General features: G+C 66.6%; 15 protein-coding genes. 6 read left to right on the top strand and 9 right to left on the bottom strand.

The window, feature by feature from the left end; all coding sequences use genetic code 11:
• Window position 1 precedes the first annotated feature (1 nt).
• Genes EDF58_RS14815 through EDF58_RS14795 form a run of 5 tightly spaced genes read right to left on the bottom strand, consistent with a single transcriptional unit; the run spans window position 2 to window position 5,025 of the window.
• A complete protein-coding gene (locus EDF58_RS14815) occupies window positions 2–772 on the bottom strand; it encodes an enoyl-CoA hydratase/isomerase family protein (RefSeq protein WP_132266946.1) in 771 nt (256 codons plus the stop codon).
• Entirely contained in the window at window positions 769–1,905 is a 1,137-nt protein-coding gene (locus EDF58_RS14810) for an extracellular solute-binding protein (RefSeq protein WP_132266944.1), read from the bottom strand. The genes EDF58_RS14815 and EDF58_RS14810 overlap by 4 nt, the downstream gene beginning before the upstream one ends.
• On the bottom strand, window positions 1,902–3,092 hold the full coding sequence (locus EDF58_RS14805; RefSeq protein ID WP_132266942.1) for a CoA transferase: 1,191 nt from the start codon (window positions 3,090–3,092) through the stop codon (window positions 1,902–1,904). Before EDF58_RS14805 ends, EDF58_RS14810 begins: the two co-directional genes overlap by 4 nt.
• Window positions 3,093–3,103: 11 nt before the next feature.
• On the bottom strand, window positions 3,104–3,850 hold the full coding sequence (locus EDF58_RS14800) for an SDR family oxidoreductase (RefSeq protein WP_132266941.1): 747 nt from the start codon (window positions 3,848–3,850) through the stop codon (window positions 3,104–3,106).
• Entirely contained in the window at window positions 3,847–5,025 is a 1,179-nt protein-coding gene (locus EDF58_RS14795) for an aldose 1-epimerase family protein (RefSeq protein WP_132266939.1), read from the bottom strand. The genes EDF58_RS14800 and EDF58_RS14795 overlap by 4 nt, the downstream gene beginning before the upstream one ends.
• Before the next feature lie 73 nt (window positions 5,026–5,098).
• Between EDF58_RS14795 and EDF58_RS14790 the strand changes: the two genes are divergently transcribed.
• Window positions 5,099–5,458 (top strand): L-rhamnose mutarotase, encoded by a 360-nt coding sequence (locus EDF58_RS14790; protein ID WP_132266937.1) that lies wholly within the window; start codon window positions 5,099–5,101, stop codon window positions 5,456–5,458.
• Between the two features lie 43 nt (window positions 5,459–5,501).
• Here EDF58_RS14790 and EDF58_RS14785 read toward each other — a convergent pair whose 3' ends face one another.
• Complete coding sequence (locus EDF58_RS14785; RefSeq protein WP_132266935.1) at window positions 5,502–6,245, bottom strand: FadR/GntR family transcriptional regulator; 744 nt, start codon at window positions 6,243–6,245, stop codon at window positions 5,502–5,504.
• A 150-nt stretch (window positions 6,246–6,395) separates the two neighbouring features.
• Between EDF58_RS14785 and EDF58_RS14780 the strand changes: the two genes are divergently transcribed.
• From EDF58_RS14780 to EDF58_RS14765, 4 genes are all read left to right on the top strand, one after another.
• Window positions 6,396–7,550, top strand: a complete 1,155-nt coding sequence (locus EDF58_RS14780; RefSeq protein ID WP_132266933.1) for a mandelate racemase/muconate lactonizing enzyme family protein — start codon at window positions 6,396–6,398, stop codon at window positions 7,548–7,550.
• Entirely contained in the window at window positions 7,550–8,821 is a 1,272-nt protein-coding gene (locus tag EDF58_RS14775) for an MFS transporter (RefSeq protein ID WP_243654270.1), read from the top strand. Before EDF58_RS14780 ends, EDF58_RS14775 begins: the two co-directional genes overlap by 1 nt.
• Before the next feature lie 80 nt (window positions 8,822–8,901).
• Window positions 8,902–11,649: a TonB-dependent receptor gene (locus EDF58_RS14770; RefSeq protein ID WP_132266930.1), complete on the top strand. Its 2,748-nt coding sequence runs from the start codon at window positions 8,902–8,904 to the stop codon at window positions 11,647–11,649.
• 65 nt (window positions 11,650–11,714) lie between these two features.
• On the top strand, window positions 11,715–13,145 hold the full coding sequence (locus tag EDF58_RS14765; protein WP_132266928.1) for a DUF1593 domain-containing protein: 1,431 nt from the start codon (window positions 11,715–11,717) through the stop codon (window positions 13,143–13,145).
• A gap of 15 nt (window positions 13,146–13,160) precedes the next feature.
• On the opposite strand, the gene EDF58_RS14760 is transcribed toward EDF58_RS14765, so the two are convergent.
• Together EDF58_RS14760 and EDF58_RS14755 are read right to left on the bottom strand one after the other, a co-directional pair.
• Window positions 13,161–14,315, bottom strand: a complete 1,155-nt coding sequence (locus EDF58_RS14760) for a PAS domain-containing sensor histidine kinase (RefSeq protein WP_207912995.1) — start codon at window positions 14,313–14,315, stop codon at window positions 13,161–13,163.
• Window positions 14,312–15,100: an alpha/beta hydrolase gene (locus tag EDF58_RS14755; RefSeq protein ID WP_132266926.1), complete on the bottom strand. Its 789-nt coding sequence runs from the start codon at window positions 15,098–15,100 to the stop codon at window positions 14,312–14,314. The genes EDF58_RS14760 and EDF58_RS14755 overlap by 4 nt, the downstream gene beginning before the upstream one ends.
• Before the next feature lie 293 nt (window positions 15,101–15,393).
• On the opposite strand from EDF58_RS14755, the gene EDF58_RS14750 reads away from it, so the two are divergent.
• The gene (locus EDF58_RS14750) at window positions 15,394–16,296 is read left to right on the top strand and encodes an alpha/beta hydrolase (protein ID WP_243654269.1); all 903 of its coding nucleotides are present in this window, start codon (window positions 15,394–15,396) and stop codon (window positions 16,294–16,296) included.
• Window positions 16,297–16,366: 70 nt separating this feature from the next.
• Here EDF58_RS14750 and EDF58_RS14745 read toward each other — a convergent pair whose 3' ends face one another.
• Window positions 16,367–17,782: a CapA family protein gene (locus EDF58_RS14745; RefSeq protein WP_132266925.1), complete on the bottom strand. Its 1,416-nt coding sequence runs from the start codon at window positions 17,780–17,782 to the stop codon at window positions 16,367–16,369.
• Window positions 17,783–17,804: the final 22 nt, after the last annotated feature.

Raw genomic sequence — 17,804 nt, 5'->3', positions numbered from 1 at the left:
TTCAGCGCCTTTCGAACACGGGCGCCCGGCGCTCCGCGAAAGCGGCGCGGCCTTCGGCGGCGTCGGCAGTGGCGAAGCAGATGGCCTGCAAGTCGCGCTCGTACTCGATGGCTTTTTCGTAGGGCATCTGGTGGGCGGCGCGCAAGTTGAGCTTGGCGGTCTCTGCCGCGATCGGCGCGCGCGCGGCGATCTGGCCAGCGATTTCGCGGGCGCGGGGCAGCAGGGCGTCCGGCTCGGTGACTTCGCTGACGAGGCCCCATGCCTCGGCGCGGGCGGCGTCGATCATCTCGCCCGTATAGAGCATCAGCGCCGCGTTCGACATGCCGACGGAGTGCGTCAATCCCACTGCCATGCCGCCGCCGCCGATCCAGCCGAGCTTGATCTCCGGCGCGGCGAAGCGGGCATGGACCGAGGCGATGCGGATGTCGCAGGCCATGGCCGTTTCCAGCCCTCCGCCGAGCGCATAGCCGTTGATCGCCGCGATCACGGGCTTTCGGCAGGCCCGCAGCGCGTCGCAGTAGTCCTGCCGGTTGCGAAAGTCCCACGGCGTTGCATAAGCATCGAGAGTCGCGATGTCGGAGCCGGCGCTGAACGCCTTGGCCCCCGCCCCGGTGACGATCGCCACGCGGACCTCGTTCGAGGTGTTGCAGGTGGCCACGGCCTCGACCAGCGCCTGGGCCATGTCCGGCGTCATGGCATTGAGCTTTTCCGGGCGGTCGAGCGTGATCGTGGCGATGTGATCGGCGATTTCGAAGCGCAAGTTGGCGCTCATGTCTCGGTTCCCTCGATGTGGTGGCGGGCGAAGGCGGCCTCGATATCGGCGAGGACCGGCGCGGCGGGTTCATGGGCGAGCAGGCCTTCGCGCAGGCGGGCGGAGGCTTCGGTCTGGAAGGCGATGGCGCCGTCATGGCGGGGGCGCAGCGAGGCCGCTTCCAGCGTGGCACGGGTGGCGGCGTAGAAGCCGCTCCACTCCTGGTCGACGGCCGGATCGTCCCATGCCCGGCGCAAGGCGGGCTGGCCATCGTGGGCCGGGATGAAGCGGCGCTGGGCTTCCTCGCCCATCAGCCACGACAGATGCGCGCGCAGTTCGTCAGTCACCGTGCAGCGGCGCGATACGGCAATGCCGGTGCCGCCGAGCATCGAGCCGATCCCGGCGCGCCCGCGCGGGGCATCGGCGAAGGCGGCGCCTTCCTTGGCGTAGTTCACGTAGCCGTAGACGAGCGGGACCAGCGCGAGGTCCTCCCCGCCCGACAGGGCTTCGAGCAGGGCGATGGGGTTCTGGTCGATCCGGGCGCGGGTGGCATCGCCCGTCAGCGCGGCCATCCATTCGTAAGCTTCGCGGCCGGTTTCGGGATCGACGAAGCGGTCCCCGGGCCGGTCGTTCGAAGACAGCGACGCCGCGATCGACTGGAAGGTGAGCGCGGCATGGGGGCCGGACAGCGACAGCGCCACCGGCTCACGCCGGGCAAGGTCCACGACCGCCTGCCATGTCGTGGGCGGCGTCCCGATCCGTGAGGGGGCATAGGCCATGACCTGGCTTGCCGCGTCGAGGGGCAGTGCCCAGTGCGCGCCCGCATAGTGGTAGCTTGCCAGCGAAGGGCCGATCGCGGCGGTTTCCAGCGCGGCCAGGGCTTCCGCGCCGACGACTTGCGCCATCGGGATCAGGCAGTCCTGCGCCACTGCCTCGCCGACATGCGGATGGTCGAGCACGATGAGGTCGTAGCGCTCGGCAAGGTCGGCGATGGGGTGGGATTCGAACCCTTCGAGCGGATGGCGGTCCCAGGCGATCGACAGCCCCTGCGCGGGCGCGACGCTTGCGGCGGCCGCCTCCAGCGCGCGGTAGCCGCGCGGGTGGTCCCAGGTGAGGCCGCGGTAGGCAGGCCCGGCCGTTTCAACGTCGCTCATGTGTGCTGGCGCACCACGCCGGACTCGATGAGCTGTGCGATGTCCTCGGCGCTGCGGCCGGCTTCGCGCAGGATGTCCTCGCTATGCTCGCCCACCAGCGGCGCGCCGCGCGTGATCGCGGAAGGCGTGCGCGAGAAGCGAATGGGGAAGCCGGGCACTTTGACGCAGCCTTCGGTGGGGTGATCGTACTCGACGAACGTGCCGTTGTGCTTGATCTGCGGATCCTCGACGAGGTCGGCATACCCGTAGACCGGGCCGCACCAGATGTCGGCGGCGCGGAACTTCTCCAGCCAGTGCGCCGTGGGCTGCCGTACGAGGTGGCCCCGGATGCGGGCGAAAATGGCATCGCGCTGGGTCCAGCCGTCGCGCTCCTCCTCCATGCCGGCGAAGAAGGGATCGTCGAGTTCGCGCGCCAGCGTTTCGAAGCGCGCCATCGCCAGTGTCATGTAGCCGTCCGCCGTCTCGAACACACCGTAAGGCGCGCGGATGTAGCTGTGCGCATGAGGCTCGGCCGAGCGGGTCTGCGGCTTGCCGCCGACGGTGAACACCGACAGCTCCTGCATCTGGACCGTGGTGATGGCATCGAGCATGTTGACTTGCACGAGCTGCCCTTCGCCGGTCCGTTCGCGGTGGAACAGGGCCGCCAGCGCCCCTTCGAAGGCGCTGTAGGCGGCGATGGCATCCACGAGGTACTGGCCGGCGGGGGAAGGCGGCGCGCCTTCGCTCCCGGCCGAGAGCATCGCGCCCGACATGCCCTGCAGCAGCAGATCCTGCCCCGGCAGCATGCGATAGGGGCCGTCCTCGCCGTAGCCGGACATCGAAACGTAGATAAGGCGCGGGTTGATGGCGCTCAGGGTCGCGTAATCGACACCCAGGCGCTCGGCCACGCCGGGGCGGTAGTTCTGGAGAAAGACGTCGGCGTCCTTCACGAGGTCCAGCAGCACGGCTTTGCCCTCGGGCGACTTGAGATCGATCGCCAGCGAGCGCTTGTTGCGGTTGAGCGAGAGGAACGAGACGTTGATGCTGTTGCCCGCCGCGCCGCCCGCCGAGGCATGGCGCTGCCATTCGCCGCTGGTAGGCTCTACCTTGACCACGTCCGCGCCCATGTCGCCCAGGCGCTGGGCGGCGAAAGGCCCGGCCATGGCGATCGAGCAGTCGAGCACGCGGATTCCATTGAGGATCGTCATTTTCTGGTCCTTCAGGACATGGTCCAGCCGCCGTTGACCTGCAGCGTCTGTCCGGTGATGAAACCCGCCTCGTCGGCGGCGAAGAAGGCGATGGCGTGGGCAATGTCGGACGCGGTGCCGCGCCGCTTGATCGCCTGCGCATCCAGCACCATGCGCTCGTACCCCTCGGGATCGGGGTGGATTTTCTCGGCATCGGTGGGGAAGGCGCCAGGGGCGATGGCGTTGACGGTCACGCCCCAGGGTCCGAATTCTCGCGCCCAGGCGCGGGTCAGGCCGACCAGCGCGCCCTTGGAGGCGACATAGGGGGACAGGTTCGCCCAGCCGCCCGAAAGGGTGATGCTGGAGATGTTGACGATCCGCCCGAAGCCTTTCGCACGCATCCCCGGCACCACCGCCTGCACCGCTACGATTCCGGCGTCCACATTGATGCGCTGGACGAACTGGTGCTCCTCGATCGTGTAGTCCTCGAAAGGCTTCGAGGGATAGATCGCGGCGTTGTTGATCACCACGTCGATGCCGCCGTGGCGCGCGGCCAGGGCATCGAGCGTGGCGCGCAGGCCGGGCAGGTCTGCGAGATCGGTGCGCGAGACGGTCAGCCGGCCGGGACCGCGCCCTTCGGCGGCAGCCACGAGAGCGGCGATCTTGGCATCGTCGTTATCGAGGGCGATGACATGGGCGCCGCGTTCGATCAGCAGCAGCGTGGTGTCGAGGCCGAGCCCGCCGGCGGCGCCGGTATAGAGGATGGTGCGGCCCTTCACGCGGCGCCTCCGATGGCGGGGAAGTTGCCGGTGGGAACCGGATACTCGTCCTCGGGCTGACGCGCTGCTCCTTCGATTCGCGCGATGGCGGCAGAGACGGCGGCCTCATCCGGCAGGACCCGCAGGACCGTGTCGTAACGGCGCTCCTCGCCGTGATCGAGCAGGATCAGTTCGCCGCGCTCGCGGGCGAAGTCCTTGCCGAGGACATGATTGGTCGCCGGCTCGATACCCACCGCATAGTGGCCGGCGTGGAGGTTCTGCCACTCGAACATGCAGGGGAACTGATCCTTGCGGGTGGTGACGGAGAAGCCGAACCCGATGGCCTCGTTGACCAGGGCGACTTCGACCCGGCCTGCCGCGTCGGGCGCCATGTCGTGCTGCCAGACCTGCTCGTGGAAGTTGACGATGGGCGCCGGCAATGTCCGGTAGCCCACGCCTTGCCGGCGGTAGTCGTCGGCATGGGCGGCCCAGAGCACTTCGCGCACCGGCGCCACGTAGCGCGCGCCTTCGGCGACGACCGGATGGCCGACGTTGATGTGGTAGCAGAACATGTGCGGCGTCGTGTAGAAGCCGTGGTTCACCACGCGGTCGGTCATGCGGATCTCGTCGCTGCCGAGGTCCGCCTCGATGCGCCGGATGAGGTGCAGGTCCTCGCCGAAGACGGTGGACTGGCGCACCACGCCCTCGGCCCAGAAGGTGCAGGAATCCCCCTCCCAGCGCTCGCCGTAGCCGGTGAGCTGCGCGGGGATGGTGCCGACGCGGCCGTGGAGGGAGGAGGAAACGACCTCGCGCGGGCCGTAATTGTAGTGGCCTGCCGGATCGTCGTGCATGAACAGGATATGGTCGAGGCCGCAGGTGATGTTCAGGCCCGACATCGAGCGGAACCAGCCGAGGCCGCCTTCACCCTCGTAGTCGTGCAAGGCCGGGTTGCGGAAGCCGGAGGGCGAATGCCAGCCAACCGCGCGCCCGGCGTGATCGCACTCGGCGATGTCCATCGCGCGGTCCACCAGCACCGTGAAGCGCAGGCCGGACCCGGTGCGGAATTCCAGCAGGCGCACGCCGCGCTCGACGCCGTCGCCCAGCGTCATCAGGCGCACGCCCGCGAACTGCGACAGGGATCCGGTACGCTCGGCGAGATGCCGTCTCGACATCTGCGCGCCATATAGCAAGGCCATGCCTGCCCTCTCCATCTTGTAAGACGTATGATGAATACGTAAGGAGATGGGGGGCGTCAACCGGGAGAGTGGAATGAGCCAATTCGTGCGCAGGTGCTTCGCCGTGGACCTGGTGGACGAACCGGAAATGATCGCGCGCTATCGCGCCTGGCATGCGCCTGGCGGGCCGCCCGCGGCCGTGACCGAAGCGATCCGCGCCGATGGGGTGCGCGATCTCCAGATTTGGCTGGTGGGCGACCGCATGTTCATGACGATGGAGCAGGATGCGGCCATGGCCGCCGATGCGGAAGGCAAGGCGGCGCGCGATGCGGCCAATCCGGAAGTGCAGGCGTGGGACGCGCTCATGCGCACGTTCCAGCGCCCGCTGCCTTTCGCGCCGGACCGGACCTGGGCCGAAATGGAGCGGATCTACGCGCTTTCGGAGCAGCCCTGAAAGCGCCCGCGCACGGTCGAGCCGGAGGGCCCGACCCGGGCGGCTAGGCCTGAGGGCCGCTCGCCCGGCGCCGCGCCCATGACGATTCGATATGTTCGCGCATGGCTTTCGAAGCCGCTTCGGAATCGCCATCGACGATCGCCTGGTAGACCTTGCGATGCGCGGCATGGGTGTTGCGGACGTGCTCGACATTGAGCGTGCCCGAATAGCCGTGGGTGTTGAGGGCGCGCGACTGGATGCCGTCGATGATCGCCTTGCTCAGGCGGTCGCCCGACATGCGCATGATCACATCGTGGAAATTCACGTCTTCGTGCACATAGGCCGCAGGGATTTCCACCAGGCTTTCCAGTTTGTCGATCTGGGCCCTGAGTTCGGCCAGGCTCTCTGCCGTGGCGCGCTTCGCCGCCTTGGCCGCCATCGAGGCTTCGAGGGAGGAACGGATCTCCGAAAGGTTGTCGAGATAGGCCAGGCCGTCCTCGCGCCGGAACAGCGCCGCCAGGATCATCGGGTCCAGCAGGTTCCAGTCGCTCTGCTCGCGCACGATGGTGCCGCGTCCCTGCAGGGAGACAACGAGGCCCTTTTCGGTCAGCGCGGTGGTCGCTTCCCGCACCACGGTGCGGCTGACGCCGAAGTGGTCGCACAGCATGTTTTCGGGGGGAAGGGCCGAACCGGCGGGATAGACTTCGGTGACGATGGCGCTGACCAGTTCCTCGACCACCGCTTCCGCAAGGCGCGGACGCCGCCGTGTCTTCGCGGGCGCTCCGAGGCCGACAACCCTATCCTGCATGCTCTTTTACGCCCTTGATTCATGGTGACGCGCGTTCCTGGCGCCTGATTTACGCTGAACCGACTTGACCAAGCGCGTCAAGGGTTGTCAAACGACATAGATCATACATAATACGAATTACGAACAGGCCTTAGGTCAGGGGATTCCCGAATGAAGATCACAGGCTACCGCAGCCTCACCGCCTTCCACGACTGGCAGCGCCCCGTGGGCGACGTCAACGGCATCGTCGAATCGGGCATTACCGAAGTGCCGGTCCTGCTGGTCGAGACCGACGGCGGGTTGACCGGCATCGGGCTGGGATCGCACCGCGAGATCGACCGGCTTTTTCCCGCCGTGGAAGGCGCGGATCCGCGCGGGGTCGCTACGCTCTACGATGCTATGCTCTCGCATGTCTTCAAGAGCGGCCATGCCGGCGCCACGTTCGGAACGATCGCGGCCATCGACATGGCACTCTGGGACCTGAAGGCCAAGATGGCGGACGAGCCGCTGTGGCGCACGCTCGGGGCCGGGGACCGTTTCGTGCCGGGTTATGCCTCGGGCCTGTGCTACGGCCTCGATGACCAGGCTTTCGCGGCGCATTACACCCTTTGGGCCGAGCGCGGATTCACCGCCGCCAAGATCAAGGGCGGACGCGACCTGGACCGCGACATCGCCCGGCTCGAAACGGTGCGCGGCATTCTTTCGCGCAACACCACGCGCCCTGCGGTCATGCTCGACGTCAACGAAGCGTGGAACACCAAGCAGGCGATCCGCCACCTTGCCGAGATCGAGAAGCGCGTCGACCTGACGTGGATCGAAGAACCGGTGCGCCGATGGGACGCGGCCGGGCATGCCCAGATCGCCCGCGCCGCGCGGACGGCAGTGGCGACCGGCGAAAATCTCACCGGGCTGGAGCAGTACGGACCGTTGTTCGATGCGCAGGCGGTGGATATCGTCCAGGCGGGCAGCGTCTGGGGGATCACACATTTCAATCGCGTCGCAATGGCCGCCCATGTGCGGGGATTGCCGGTATCGCCGGTGGCCTACAACGCCAATCCGGTCGCGCATGCGGCGGCCGCGCTGCCGAACATGATCGGCATCGAAGTGCAGGACTTCGGCTTCCCGACCGGCTTCACGGTCGACCAGCAGATTGCCGAGGGCGGCATCATCCTCGGCGACGCGCCGGGCCTCGGGATCTCGATCGACGAGGCCGCGGTGGCCCAGTCCGTCACTGCCATCGGCTGGGGCGAACGCGGCGGCCCGCATCGCCGGCCGGCCGGCGCGGGGCTTCGGCTCGTTCCCGATACGCGGCGGGCGGCGGAATGATGCACGGCTCTGCAACCCAGGGCGCAGAGGCCCGAACGCCCTGGGTCCAGGGTGCGGCGCGCTGGCGCCTGCAACTGTCGCTCATGGTGAACTTCTTCCTGCTGATGGGGCTATACAGCGGCGTGCTGGGCGTGCTGCTCCCTAACCAGATCGCGGAGCTTTCTCCCGCGTCCAAGGAGAACAGCCTCGCGCTCCTCTTCGCGATCACTTCGGTCTTCTCCACGCTGGCGACGCCGATCGCGGGGGCCCTGTCGGACCGCACGCGCAGTCGTTGGGGACGGCGCGCGCCGTGGATCGCCATCGGCTCGCTGATCGGCTCTGCATCGCTGTTCGGGGTGTCGATGATGACCGGGTTCTGGTCGCTCATGGTGCTCTGGGTCATGGCGGCGGTGGCCTACAATTCGATGCAGCCGGCGATGACCACGCTGATCGCGGACCGCTTCGCGCCCGAGACGCGGGGCAGTGTTTCCGGCATCGTCGGCGCGGGCATGACGGCGGGGCTGACCGCAGGCACGGTGGTGGCAGGCTATCTCGCCTCGCAGCGGATGCTGGCATACGGTCTTTTCGCGGGCGCCATCGCCGCATCCTGCGTGGCTTTCGTCGCGCTCAACCGCGAACCGCCGAGCGATTCCTTGCCGCGCCGCCCGATCCACTGGGGCGCCTTCTTCAAGAGCTTCTGGATCAGCCCGCGCGAGCATCCCGATTTCGCCTGGGCCTTCGCAAGCCGTTTCACGATCTACATGGGCTATCAGGCGGTGGCGGCCTACCTGCTCTATATCCTGCGCGACTACGTGGGGCTGGGCGACGACGCTTCGAACCTGGCCATTGCCAACATGGCGATGGTGACGCTGGTGTGCCTCGTCGTGTCGTCGCTGGCATCGGGCTGGCTTTCCGACCGTCTGCAGCGGCGAAAGCCCTTCGTGATCGGCGGCAGCCTCTTCATGGGCGCGGCGATGGTTGCGCCGCTGCTGGCGCCCTCGATGGCCGGGATGTGGGTTTACGCGGCGGTGATCGGGGTGGGCTACGGCATGTTCATGTCCATCGACATGGCACTGATGACGCAAGTGCTGCCCAAGGCCGCGCTGGGCGATGAGGGCAAGGACCTGGGCGTCCTGACCACCGCCGTGAACATCCCGCAGATCATCAGCCCGGTCATGGCCGCGGTCCTGCTCGGGATCTTCGGCGGCGATTACCGGGCCATCTTCATCGCGGCGGTGGTCTTCGTCTTCGGCTCCGCACTCTGCGTGCTGCCGATCAAGTCGGTGCGATAAACATCATACATATGATGTAAGTTGACATGAAAACGATAGCAGGTCATAAGATCTGCAAAGAATTTGGAGGGAGAGTCGAGATGTCGAACGAGGGAAGGTTTCGCAGTGCGGCCAGGTCGGCGCTGCTTTTTTCTGCCGCATCGGTGCTAGCGCTGGCAACTTCGGCGCAGGCGCAGGAGGCCGTGGGTAACCAGGGCGCTTCGGAGGCCGCCGACAGCGAGGCCGAGAACGTCATCATCGTTGCGGGCATCCGCGCCAGCCAGAAGGTCGCGATCGACATCAAGCGCGATTCCATCGCGGTTGTGGACTCGATCGTCGCCGAAGACCTGGGCAAGCTGCCCGACCAGAACGTCGCGGAATCGCTCCAGCGCATCGCCGGCGTCACCATCGAGCGCAACCGCGGCGAGGGCCGCTACATCACCGTGCGCGGCTTCGGGCCGAAGTTCAACGCGGTGACCGTCAATGCCCGCACGCTCGCCACCGACAACAACGGCCGCGAGTTCTCGTTCGACGTCATGCCCTCCGAAATCATCTCGGGCGCGGACGTCTACAAGTCGCCCCAGGCCAATATCAACGGCGCCTCAATCGGCGCCACCGTTGATGTGAAGACCCTGCGCGCGATCGACCAGAAGGACCAGTTCGCCATCAGCGCCTCCGCCGGGCAGATGTGGGCGGAGCTGGCCGACAAGTTCAATCCCGAGGTTTCGGGCGTGGCGTCCTGGCGCAATGCCGACAAGACCATCGGCGTGTCGATTTCGGGGGTCTATACCAAGCGCGACACCCGCAACGACGAATTCACCATCGGCGCGGGCCATGTCTATCGCTCCAGCACGGACTCCTATTACAACGCCGGCGGGGTTCCGGGCGCGCGCATCGGGCCGAACGTGGCGCCGTTCAGCCGCGTCTCGATGCCGTCGAACCTCTCGCCGTTCTTCTTCGAGCGCAGCCTCGAACGCTACGGCTTCTCCGGCTCGCTGCAGTTCCGGCCGACCGACACGCTGACGCTGTCGTTCGACGGGCTCTACTCCAAGGCGGACTTCCGCGAGCAGCAGACCGGCCTTGCCTACGATTTCTCCGGCGGCACGCTGGTGGAGCAGGTCGTGGAGGACAACGAGGCCGTCTACCAGCGCTACCAGGGCGGCTTCGTCGACCAGATCCTGCAGTACGACCACCGCAAGGTCATGACCAACCAGTTCGGCGGCAACATCGAGTGGAAGCCCACCGAGACGCTCAAGATGAGCTTCGACGCCTCGCGTTCCAAGGCGGAACGGCGCGGCAAGGAGGATAACCTCTTCACCACCATCCGGCGCAAGAACATCGACTTGTGGTTCGATCGCCGGTCGGGCAGCCCGATCTACGAATATGGCTTCACCAGCCCGAACTACCCCAATGCCTCGACCAACCCCAACGGTATCACCGCGCACTATTACATCTGGGGCGGCGGCACCGATGTCGACGACAAGATCGAGGAATACCGCTTCGACAACGAGTGGAAGGCCACGTCCAACCTTTCGCTCTTCGCGGGCGCCATGTATTCGCGGCGCACCAAGACGCTGACGGGCGACGAGATGCCCTTCGGCGAGCAGTGCGCCTATTGCGGCTCCGACCGGGTCCTGCCAGCTTCGCTGTTCAGCCCGACCAACCGCAACTTCTTCCAGGGCAGTGGCCCCAGCGATATCGTCCGCGACTGGGTGATCTACAGCCCGCAGCAGCTCGTGGGCGTGATCGACCAGTTCGCGGCCGCGGACGGGAAGGCATTCAACCCGGCGGTATTCTCGCCTTCGGCCTCCTCGGTCGTCGATGAGAAGGTGAAGATCGGCTATTTCATGGCCAACTTCACGACCGACCTCGGCTCGATGCCGCTGACCATCAATGCCGGCGTGCGCTACGAAGGCACGACCTACACCTCGACCGGCGCATCGCGCACGGTCCTCAGCGCCCAGCCCAATGGGCAGGGGCAGAACATCATCGTCGTCTCGCCCATCGTGCCGGTCGGCTTCGAGGGCAAGTACCATGACTGGCTGCCCTCGGTGAACATCAAGCTGGAGGCGACCAACGAACTGATCCTGCGCCTCTCGGCCTCCAAGGTGATGACGCGCCCGACGCTGACCGACCTCTCGCCGCGCCAGTCGATCCAGACGAACCCCGGCAACGAGACGATCAGCCGCGGCAATCCCGACCTCAAGCCGTTCCGGGCCAAGCAGGTGGAGGCCGACATCGAGTGGTACTTCACCGGCAACGCGCTGCTGTCCGCGGCCGTGTTCTACAAGAAGATCGACTCGTTCGTGACGCTGGTGACCACGCCGCAGCTGGTAGACCAGGTGACGTTCCAGGTGACCGTGCCCGACAACGGCAAGGGCGCGACCGTGAAGGGCTTCGAACTCGGCTATCGCCAGGCCTTCACCACCCTGCCTTCGCCTTTCGACGGCCTCGGCGTGCAGACCAGCTTCAACTACACCAAGTCGAACGCGAACTACACGAACCAGGTGGCGGGCGTCTCCTACGGGCTGGAGGGGCTTTCCAAGACCTCCTACAGCCTCGTGGGCTTCTACGAGAAGTACGGCGTGCAGGCCCGCCTCGCCTATACCTGGCGCGACAACTTCCTGCAGGTGGCCTCGGGCCGCAACGGCGAGCCGGAGTATTTCGACGCCTATGGCCAGCTTGACGCGGGCCTGTCCTACGAAGTGACGCCGCAGTTCACCGTCTTCGCGGATGCGCTCAACCTCAACGATGCCAAGGAGTTCATCTACTCCGTCAGCACCGATCGCACCAAGGAGTACCGCAAGACCGGTCGCCGCTTCTCGGGCGGTGTCCGCGTCCGCTTCTGACGACCATCCGTGGTGGACCGGGGGCGCCTGTCGCTCCCGGTCCTTCGCGCATCCGGGGAACATGCATGTTGATGAAGCGCCTGGCTCCGGCCCTGCTTGCACTGGCCCTGCCGGGATGGACGGCGCCGGGATGGACAGCGCCGGCGGAGGCGGCGGCGGCGGCGGCCGTGCAGACCGCCGCCACCAAGCCGCGCGTGATCGTCCTGACCGACGTGGGATCGGACCCGGACGACATGGAATCGATGGTGCGGTTCCTGCTCTACACCAATGAATTCGATGTCGAGGCGCTGATCCCTTCCACATCGCGGCATCTCAAGGATTCGGTCCACCCCGAGCAGATCCTGCGGCGCATCGACGCTTACGAAGCCGTTCTCCCCAACTTGCGTGCTCACGCCAGAGGCTGGCCCTCCGCTGCGGACCTTCGCGCGAAAGTGAAGCCCGGGCGGCCCGAATTCGGCATGGCGGGCGTGGGTGCGGGCAAGGACACCGAAGGCTCGCGCGCCATCGTCGCCGCGCTGGAAAGCCCCGATCCCCGGCCGCTGTGGATCTGCGTCTGGGGCGGGGCGGTGGATCTGGCGCAGGCGCTGTGGTCGCTGCGCGAAACGCGCCCGGCGGACGAGGTGGCCAGGCTCGCGGCCAGGCTGCGCGCCTACTCGATCTCCGACCAGGACAACGCCGGGCCCTGGGTGCGGCGGCAGTTCCCGGATGTGTTCTGGATCGTCAGCCTGACCGCGCATCGGCACTACAACCTGTCGACCTGGGGCGGCATCTCGGGCGACCGGATGTACTACTTCGACGGCCCGGACTTCACGACCGTATCGAAGGAATGGCTGCGCGAGAACGTGCAGATCGGCCCGCTGGGTTCGCTTTATCCGGACTACGAATTCATCATGGAGGGAGACACGCCGAGCTTCCTCTACCTGATCCCCAACGGCCTCGGCGATCCCGAGCATCCCGACTATGGAAGCTGGGGCGGGCGTTACGGCAAGGTCTCCGAGTGGGACGGCATCTGGACCGACACCAGCGATCTCGTCACCGGGATCGACGGCAAGCCCCGGCAGACCAACAAGGCGACGATCTGGCGCTGGCGCGAGGCTTTCCAGAACGATTTCGCCGCGCGCATCCAGTGGACTCTGCAGTCCGCATTCAAGGGCGCCAACCATGCCCCCACTCTCGTGCTGAACGGCGCCGCCGGCACCGCGCCGGTGGAGATTGCCGCCCGGCCCGGCGAGACGGTGCGTCTTTCCGCGGCAGGATCGCGCGATGCCGACGGCGATGCGGTGGACTTTGGCTGGTGGCAGTACCGCGAGTCCGAGGCGGTCAACCGTAACCCGCGCGTCGAACTCCAACGCGGAGACCCTGTCGAAACCCGTTTCGTGGTGCCTGATGTGAGCGAGACAACCCGCTTCCACGTCATCCTCGAAGCCCGCGACAAGGGGGCACCCGCGCTCACCAGCTACCGGCGCGCGATCGTTACGGTAAGCCCCCGGCGCTGACGGCTCGGGCGCCTGTCAGAGGTCCAGGCGTTTCGCCGGCTGGCGGCAGGGCATGCGCAAAGTGAAGCGGGTTTCGACGGCGTCCGACGCGGCCGTGAGTTCACCGCCGTGGGACCGCGCGATTTCGAGCGCGATATGAAGGCCTAGGCCCAGGCCGCTCTGACTGGATCTGCCGGGCCCGCGCACGAAGGGTTCGAACAGGCGGCTCATGGTTTCCGCCGGGATGGGATCGCCGCCGTTCACCACCGAGAGTTCGAAGATCCCTTCCCGCGTGAAGGCGCCGAGGCGAACCGGTCGATCCGCGGCGCCGTGCGTCAGCGCATTGCCAAGCAGGTTCGAGACCAGCTGGCCGAGGCGGCCGCGATCGGCCTCGACGGGAGCGTCGATCTCGATCAGGGCCTCGATCACGCGCGGGCCGGCAATGGACCGCATTTCGGCAACGACCTGGTGGAGGACCGGTGAAATGTCCGTATCCTTGTCGGGAACGATGCCGATCCCGTCCCCGAGCCGGGCCTTCGCGAAGTCCATGACGTTGTTGATCAGCGCCGATGCGCGCGAGATGCTGCCGTCCATCAGGCCCAGGACTTTGCGGCCGCGCGGGCTGATCGGTTCTTTTTCGAGCATGCGCAGCCCGCTCGTCAGCGAAGCGAGCGGGTTGCGCAGATCGTGACCCAGAACCGCGATGAACTGCTCGCGAAAATCGGAGGCGGCTTTCTCTTCACGCGCGTCCGCTTCCGCCGCCGCCCGCGCCGTGCGCAGGTTCTGTTCGTAGCGGCGGCGCTCGACGGCGTTGGAGATCGTGATCCGCACGAACAGGGGATTGCCGTCGGCATCGCGGCGCTCGGCGGCATTGATGAGGACGGGCAGTTTATCTCCGCCCGCACAGGCCAGGTCCAGCGCGACTTCGGTGAACGATCCCTGCATCCGCAGAAGCGGGGCGAAATGGGTTTCGTAGAAAATCTTGCCGCCCATCGTCAGCAGATCGGAGAGACGCTTGCCCTTCAGCGCCGAGGGCACGGTTCCGATCCAGTCCGCCAATGTCTTGTTCGCACGCAGGATGCGGCCGTCCTTGTCGGCGGAAATGTAGCCGCAGGGGGCGTTCTCGAACAGGTCTTCGAGATCGTCCAGCCCGGCCTGACCCTCGATGGCGGTTCGTTCTTCTCCGCTCAAAGGAAGCTCTTGATCGCTGCGATCGTCTCTTCAGGGGCGCTCAGGTTCGGGCAATGCCCCGTGGCTTCGAGGATCACGAGTTCGCTGCCGGGAATCGCGTCATGGACGAATTCGCCCACGCTCAAGGGTGCGATCACGTCGTCGCGGCATTGCAGGATCAGGGTTCGGGCCTTCACGTTCGCAAGGTCTTCGCGATTGTCGGACAGGAAAGTCGTGCGGGCGAACTGCTTCGCGATGGCCGGATCGGTGCGGCAGAAACTGTCGGTAAGCTCCTGCCCCAGTTCCGGCCGGTCCGGATTGCCCATGATCGTGGGGGCCATCGCCTGCGACCATCCGAGATGGTTGCTGTCGAGAAATTCCAGCAATTCGGCGATCTGGTGCTCGGCGAACCCGCCGACGTAATCGCCGTCATCGATGTACCGCGGCGAAGGACCGACCAGGACCAGGGTATCGAACAGTTCGGGTGCGCGCTGGGCCGCGATGATGCCGATCATCGCGCTGACCGAATGGCCGACGAAGATGCCGTTCTCGACACCGGCCGCGCGCGCCAGCGCGATCACATCGTCTGCATAGCCCGAAAGCTCGCGGTGCCGCTGGCCATAGGCCGAAAGGTCGGAGCCGCCGAAGCCGATATGGTCGAACAGGACCACCCGGTAATCGTCTTCGAAGGCGGGGGCGACGAAGCGCCACATGTTCTGGTCGCAGCCGAACCCATGGGCGAAAAGCATGGTCCTGGTGCCCGAACCGCTGATCCTGGCATTCTGGCGATCGAACACTTGCGACATAGCCGTCTTCCTAGGACAAGTTTTCGGGCCGATCCATCGATAATCGCTGGCCTTTGGCGGGGGAGGGGGCATCGGCGCCTGCCAGGCGCCTGCTCGCAACGTAGGAATTCGCCGCGTCCCTGCAAGCGGGCGATGGCTGGACGAAGCGCGCGAGGGGCGCGCGGCGCCCCTATAGGAAGGGGCTATGGCATCGCAAAATCTGGCTATTTGACCCTGTCTGCGGTGCATGTCATCCGAACGGCAAGACAGAACATAGGGGAGAGAGGCCGATGCCGGCAAGGAACGCTTTTCGCATGCTCGCGGCCGTGAGCATGCTGGTTTCGCAGAGCCTTCATGCACAGCCGGCGGATTATCCCGCACCCGCGCCGGCCCAGGCACCGGCAGAGCCGGGCGCCATCCCGCTCTACGGCGCCAAGACCCCGGGTTCGACCGGCACCGAAGTCTGGGCCCGCTATTTCGGGAAGGACTATTCGGTCCGCAATGTCACGCGGCCGACGCTCACCCCCGTGCTTCCCGATCCGGCCAAGGCGACGGGCGCTGCCGTCATCGTCGCACCGGGCGGTGCATTCATGGCGCTCTCCATGTCCCACGAGGGCTGGGACGTTGCCAAGGCTCTTGCCGATCGCGGCATCGCGGCCTTCGTCCTCAAGTATCGGCTGCTCCCGACGCCGAAGGATGAGCAGGAGGCCGGCAGATATGTCTGGAAGAAGATGAGCGAGGGGATGCCGGACCCTGCGAAGATGCCCGTGCTCGGCAATCCCAAGGCCACCGAGGACGGCCTCGCCGCGCTGAAGATGGTGCGGGACAATGCCGCGAAGTGGCGCGTCGATCCTGCAAGGGTGGGCATGATCGGGTTTTCGGCCGGCGCCATGACTTCGCTGCAGACCGTGCTCGCCGCCAGGGTGGGCGAACGTCCGGCGTTCTTCGGGTACATCTATGGCCCGCAGGCCAGGATCGAGGTGCCTGCAGACGCACCGCCCCTGTTCGATGCGATCGCCCTGGACGATCCTCTGTTCCCTGCGATGGGCTTCCCCATTGCCCAGGCATGGCAGGCGGCGAAGCGGCCCGTCGAAATTCACGGCTATCAGCAGGGAAGCCACGGGTTCGGGCTCGGCAAGCCGAACACCACGACGACGCTGGTGATGGATGAGTTCACCGCGTGGCTGGCCATGCAGGGCTTTCTCACTCCCAAATGAAAGACCAACTGCGCCGAGGCGGCCCCATGACGCCTGAGAGCGCATGGAGCCCGCCTCGGCGATGCGGGGATCAGTTCGAGGCGCCGACCCGGATTACACCGACGCCGCGCTCGATGACGATTTTCGTGCCGTAGGGCTGCGAGAGCGTTTGCAGCCGGGCAAGGATGCGGGCGCCGGTCGCCGCATCGGCCATGTGCGGCACACCGCGCCCGGCGCCGCTGGCGTTCACGCCGAGGTCGACGGGGTAGAGCCGGACTTCGGCAAGCTGGCCGTCGTGGTAGCGGGAAGTGGCGATCACCGTCTCGTAGAGGTTGGGGTCGGAGAATTCCTTGGCGTTGCGCGCGGCCAGAAGTTCGGGCGTCGTGACGGTGCCGGGGGTGACGCCGAACTGGTCGTACATGTCGGCCGGCACGTCATCGAGCGAGTTGTTCATCATCGCAAAGTTGCCGAGCGAGTAGAAGATCGGCTTGCCCTTGTAGATCTCGATCCCGCGCAGCTGGTGCGGACCGTGGCCGACATAGACATCCGCGCCGGCATCGATCGCCTGATGAGCCAGCCCTTGCGCGAACCCGGCAGGCGTCTTGCTGGCGTTGCCGGGTTCATGGTTGTGCAGGGAGAACACCGCGAAGTTGCCGTTCTCCTTGGCCTGCCGGACCGCCAGCAGGTTTCCGGCCACGTCCTTCGAGTTGAGGTCGTACTCGATCTTCATCGGCGAGACGGCATCGGCGGCGAGGCGGTATTCGCGGCCCTTCATCTTCACCGGCGCGCCGTCCTTCGTTCCTGCCAGGCGGGCGATCACGGCAAGGTCGGTCTGCGACACCAGCCCCACTTCGGTGCTGCGGATCGTATTGGCGCCGCCGCGTCCCGGTACCTGGCCCAGCGGATCGGCGGCTGGCGACATCGGCGTGAAGGTGGTGGTCGCCGAAACCAGACCGATGCGGCCATGGCCGGCGTCGAAGTAGGCAGGCGCCCGCGCGGCGGTCATCGAGCGGCCGGTACCGGCATGGACGACATGCGCCTTGTCCAGCAGGTCCAGCGTGTCGATCATGCCTTCCACGCCCCAGTCGGTGGCATGGTTGTTGGCGTGGCCGACGATATCGATGCCCATGCCGGCCACGTCCGCCGGCACTCTGGGGTCGGCGAGCATCCAGGTGCCGCCGGATTCGGCTTGCGGCGATCCCTTGAACGTCTTGAGATCGAGCGCGGTCGTCTCGAAATTGCCGAAAGTCACGTCGGCGCTGCGCAGGAGGCGGAGCATGTCGGGCGACTGCCGCTCCAGCGTCGCCAGCATCGGGCGCAAGTAGATGAGATCGCCGACGGCCGCGAAAGTGAAGTCGCCGGCGATGGGCGAGCTGGGGACGGTCGTGACGGCCGGCAGCGCGCCGCCTTCCTCTTCTTCTTCCGCGAACGCAGGCATTGCGACGGCGGCGAAGGCAGCGGCGCCCGCGACAAGCAGGGCGCGGAAGGCGCGGTGGCGGATAGGCATGACGGAATTCCCCTTGGACTGG

The organism is Novosphingobium sp. PhB57, assembly GCF_004342985.1.
GTDB lineage: Bacteria > Pseudomonadota > Alphaproteobacteria > Sphingomonadales > Sphingomonadaceae > Novosphingobium.
The sequence above is the reverse complement of the archived record's forward strand: the minus strand, read 5'-3'. Positions and strand labels throughout refer to the sequence as shown.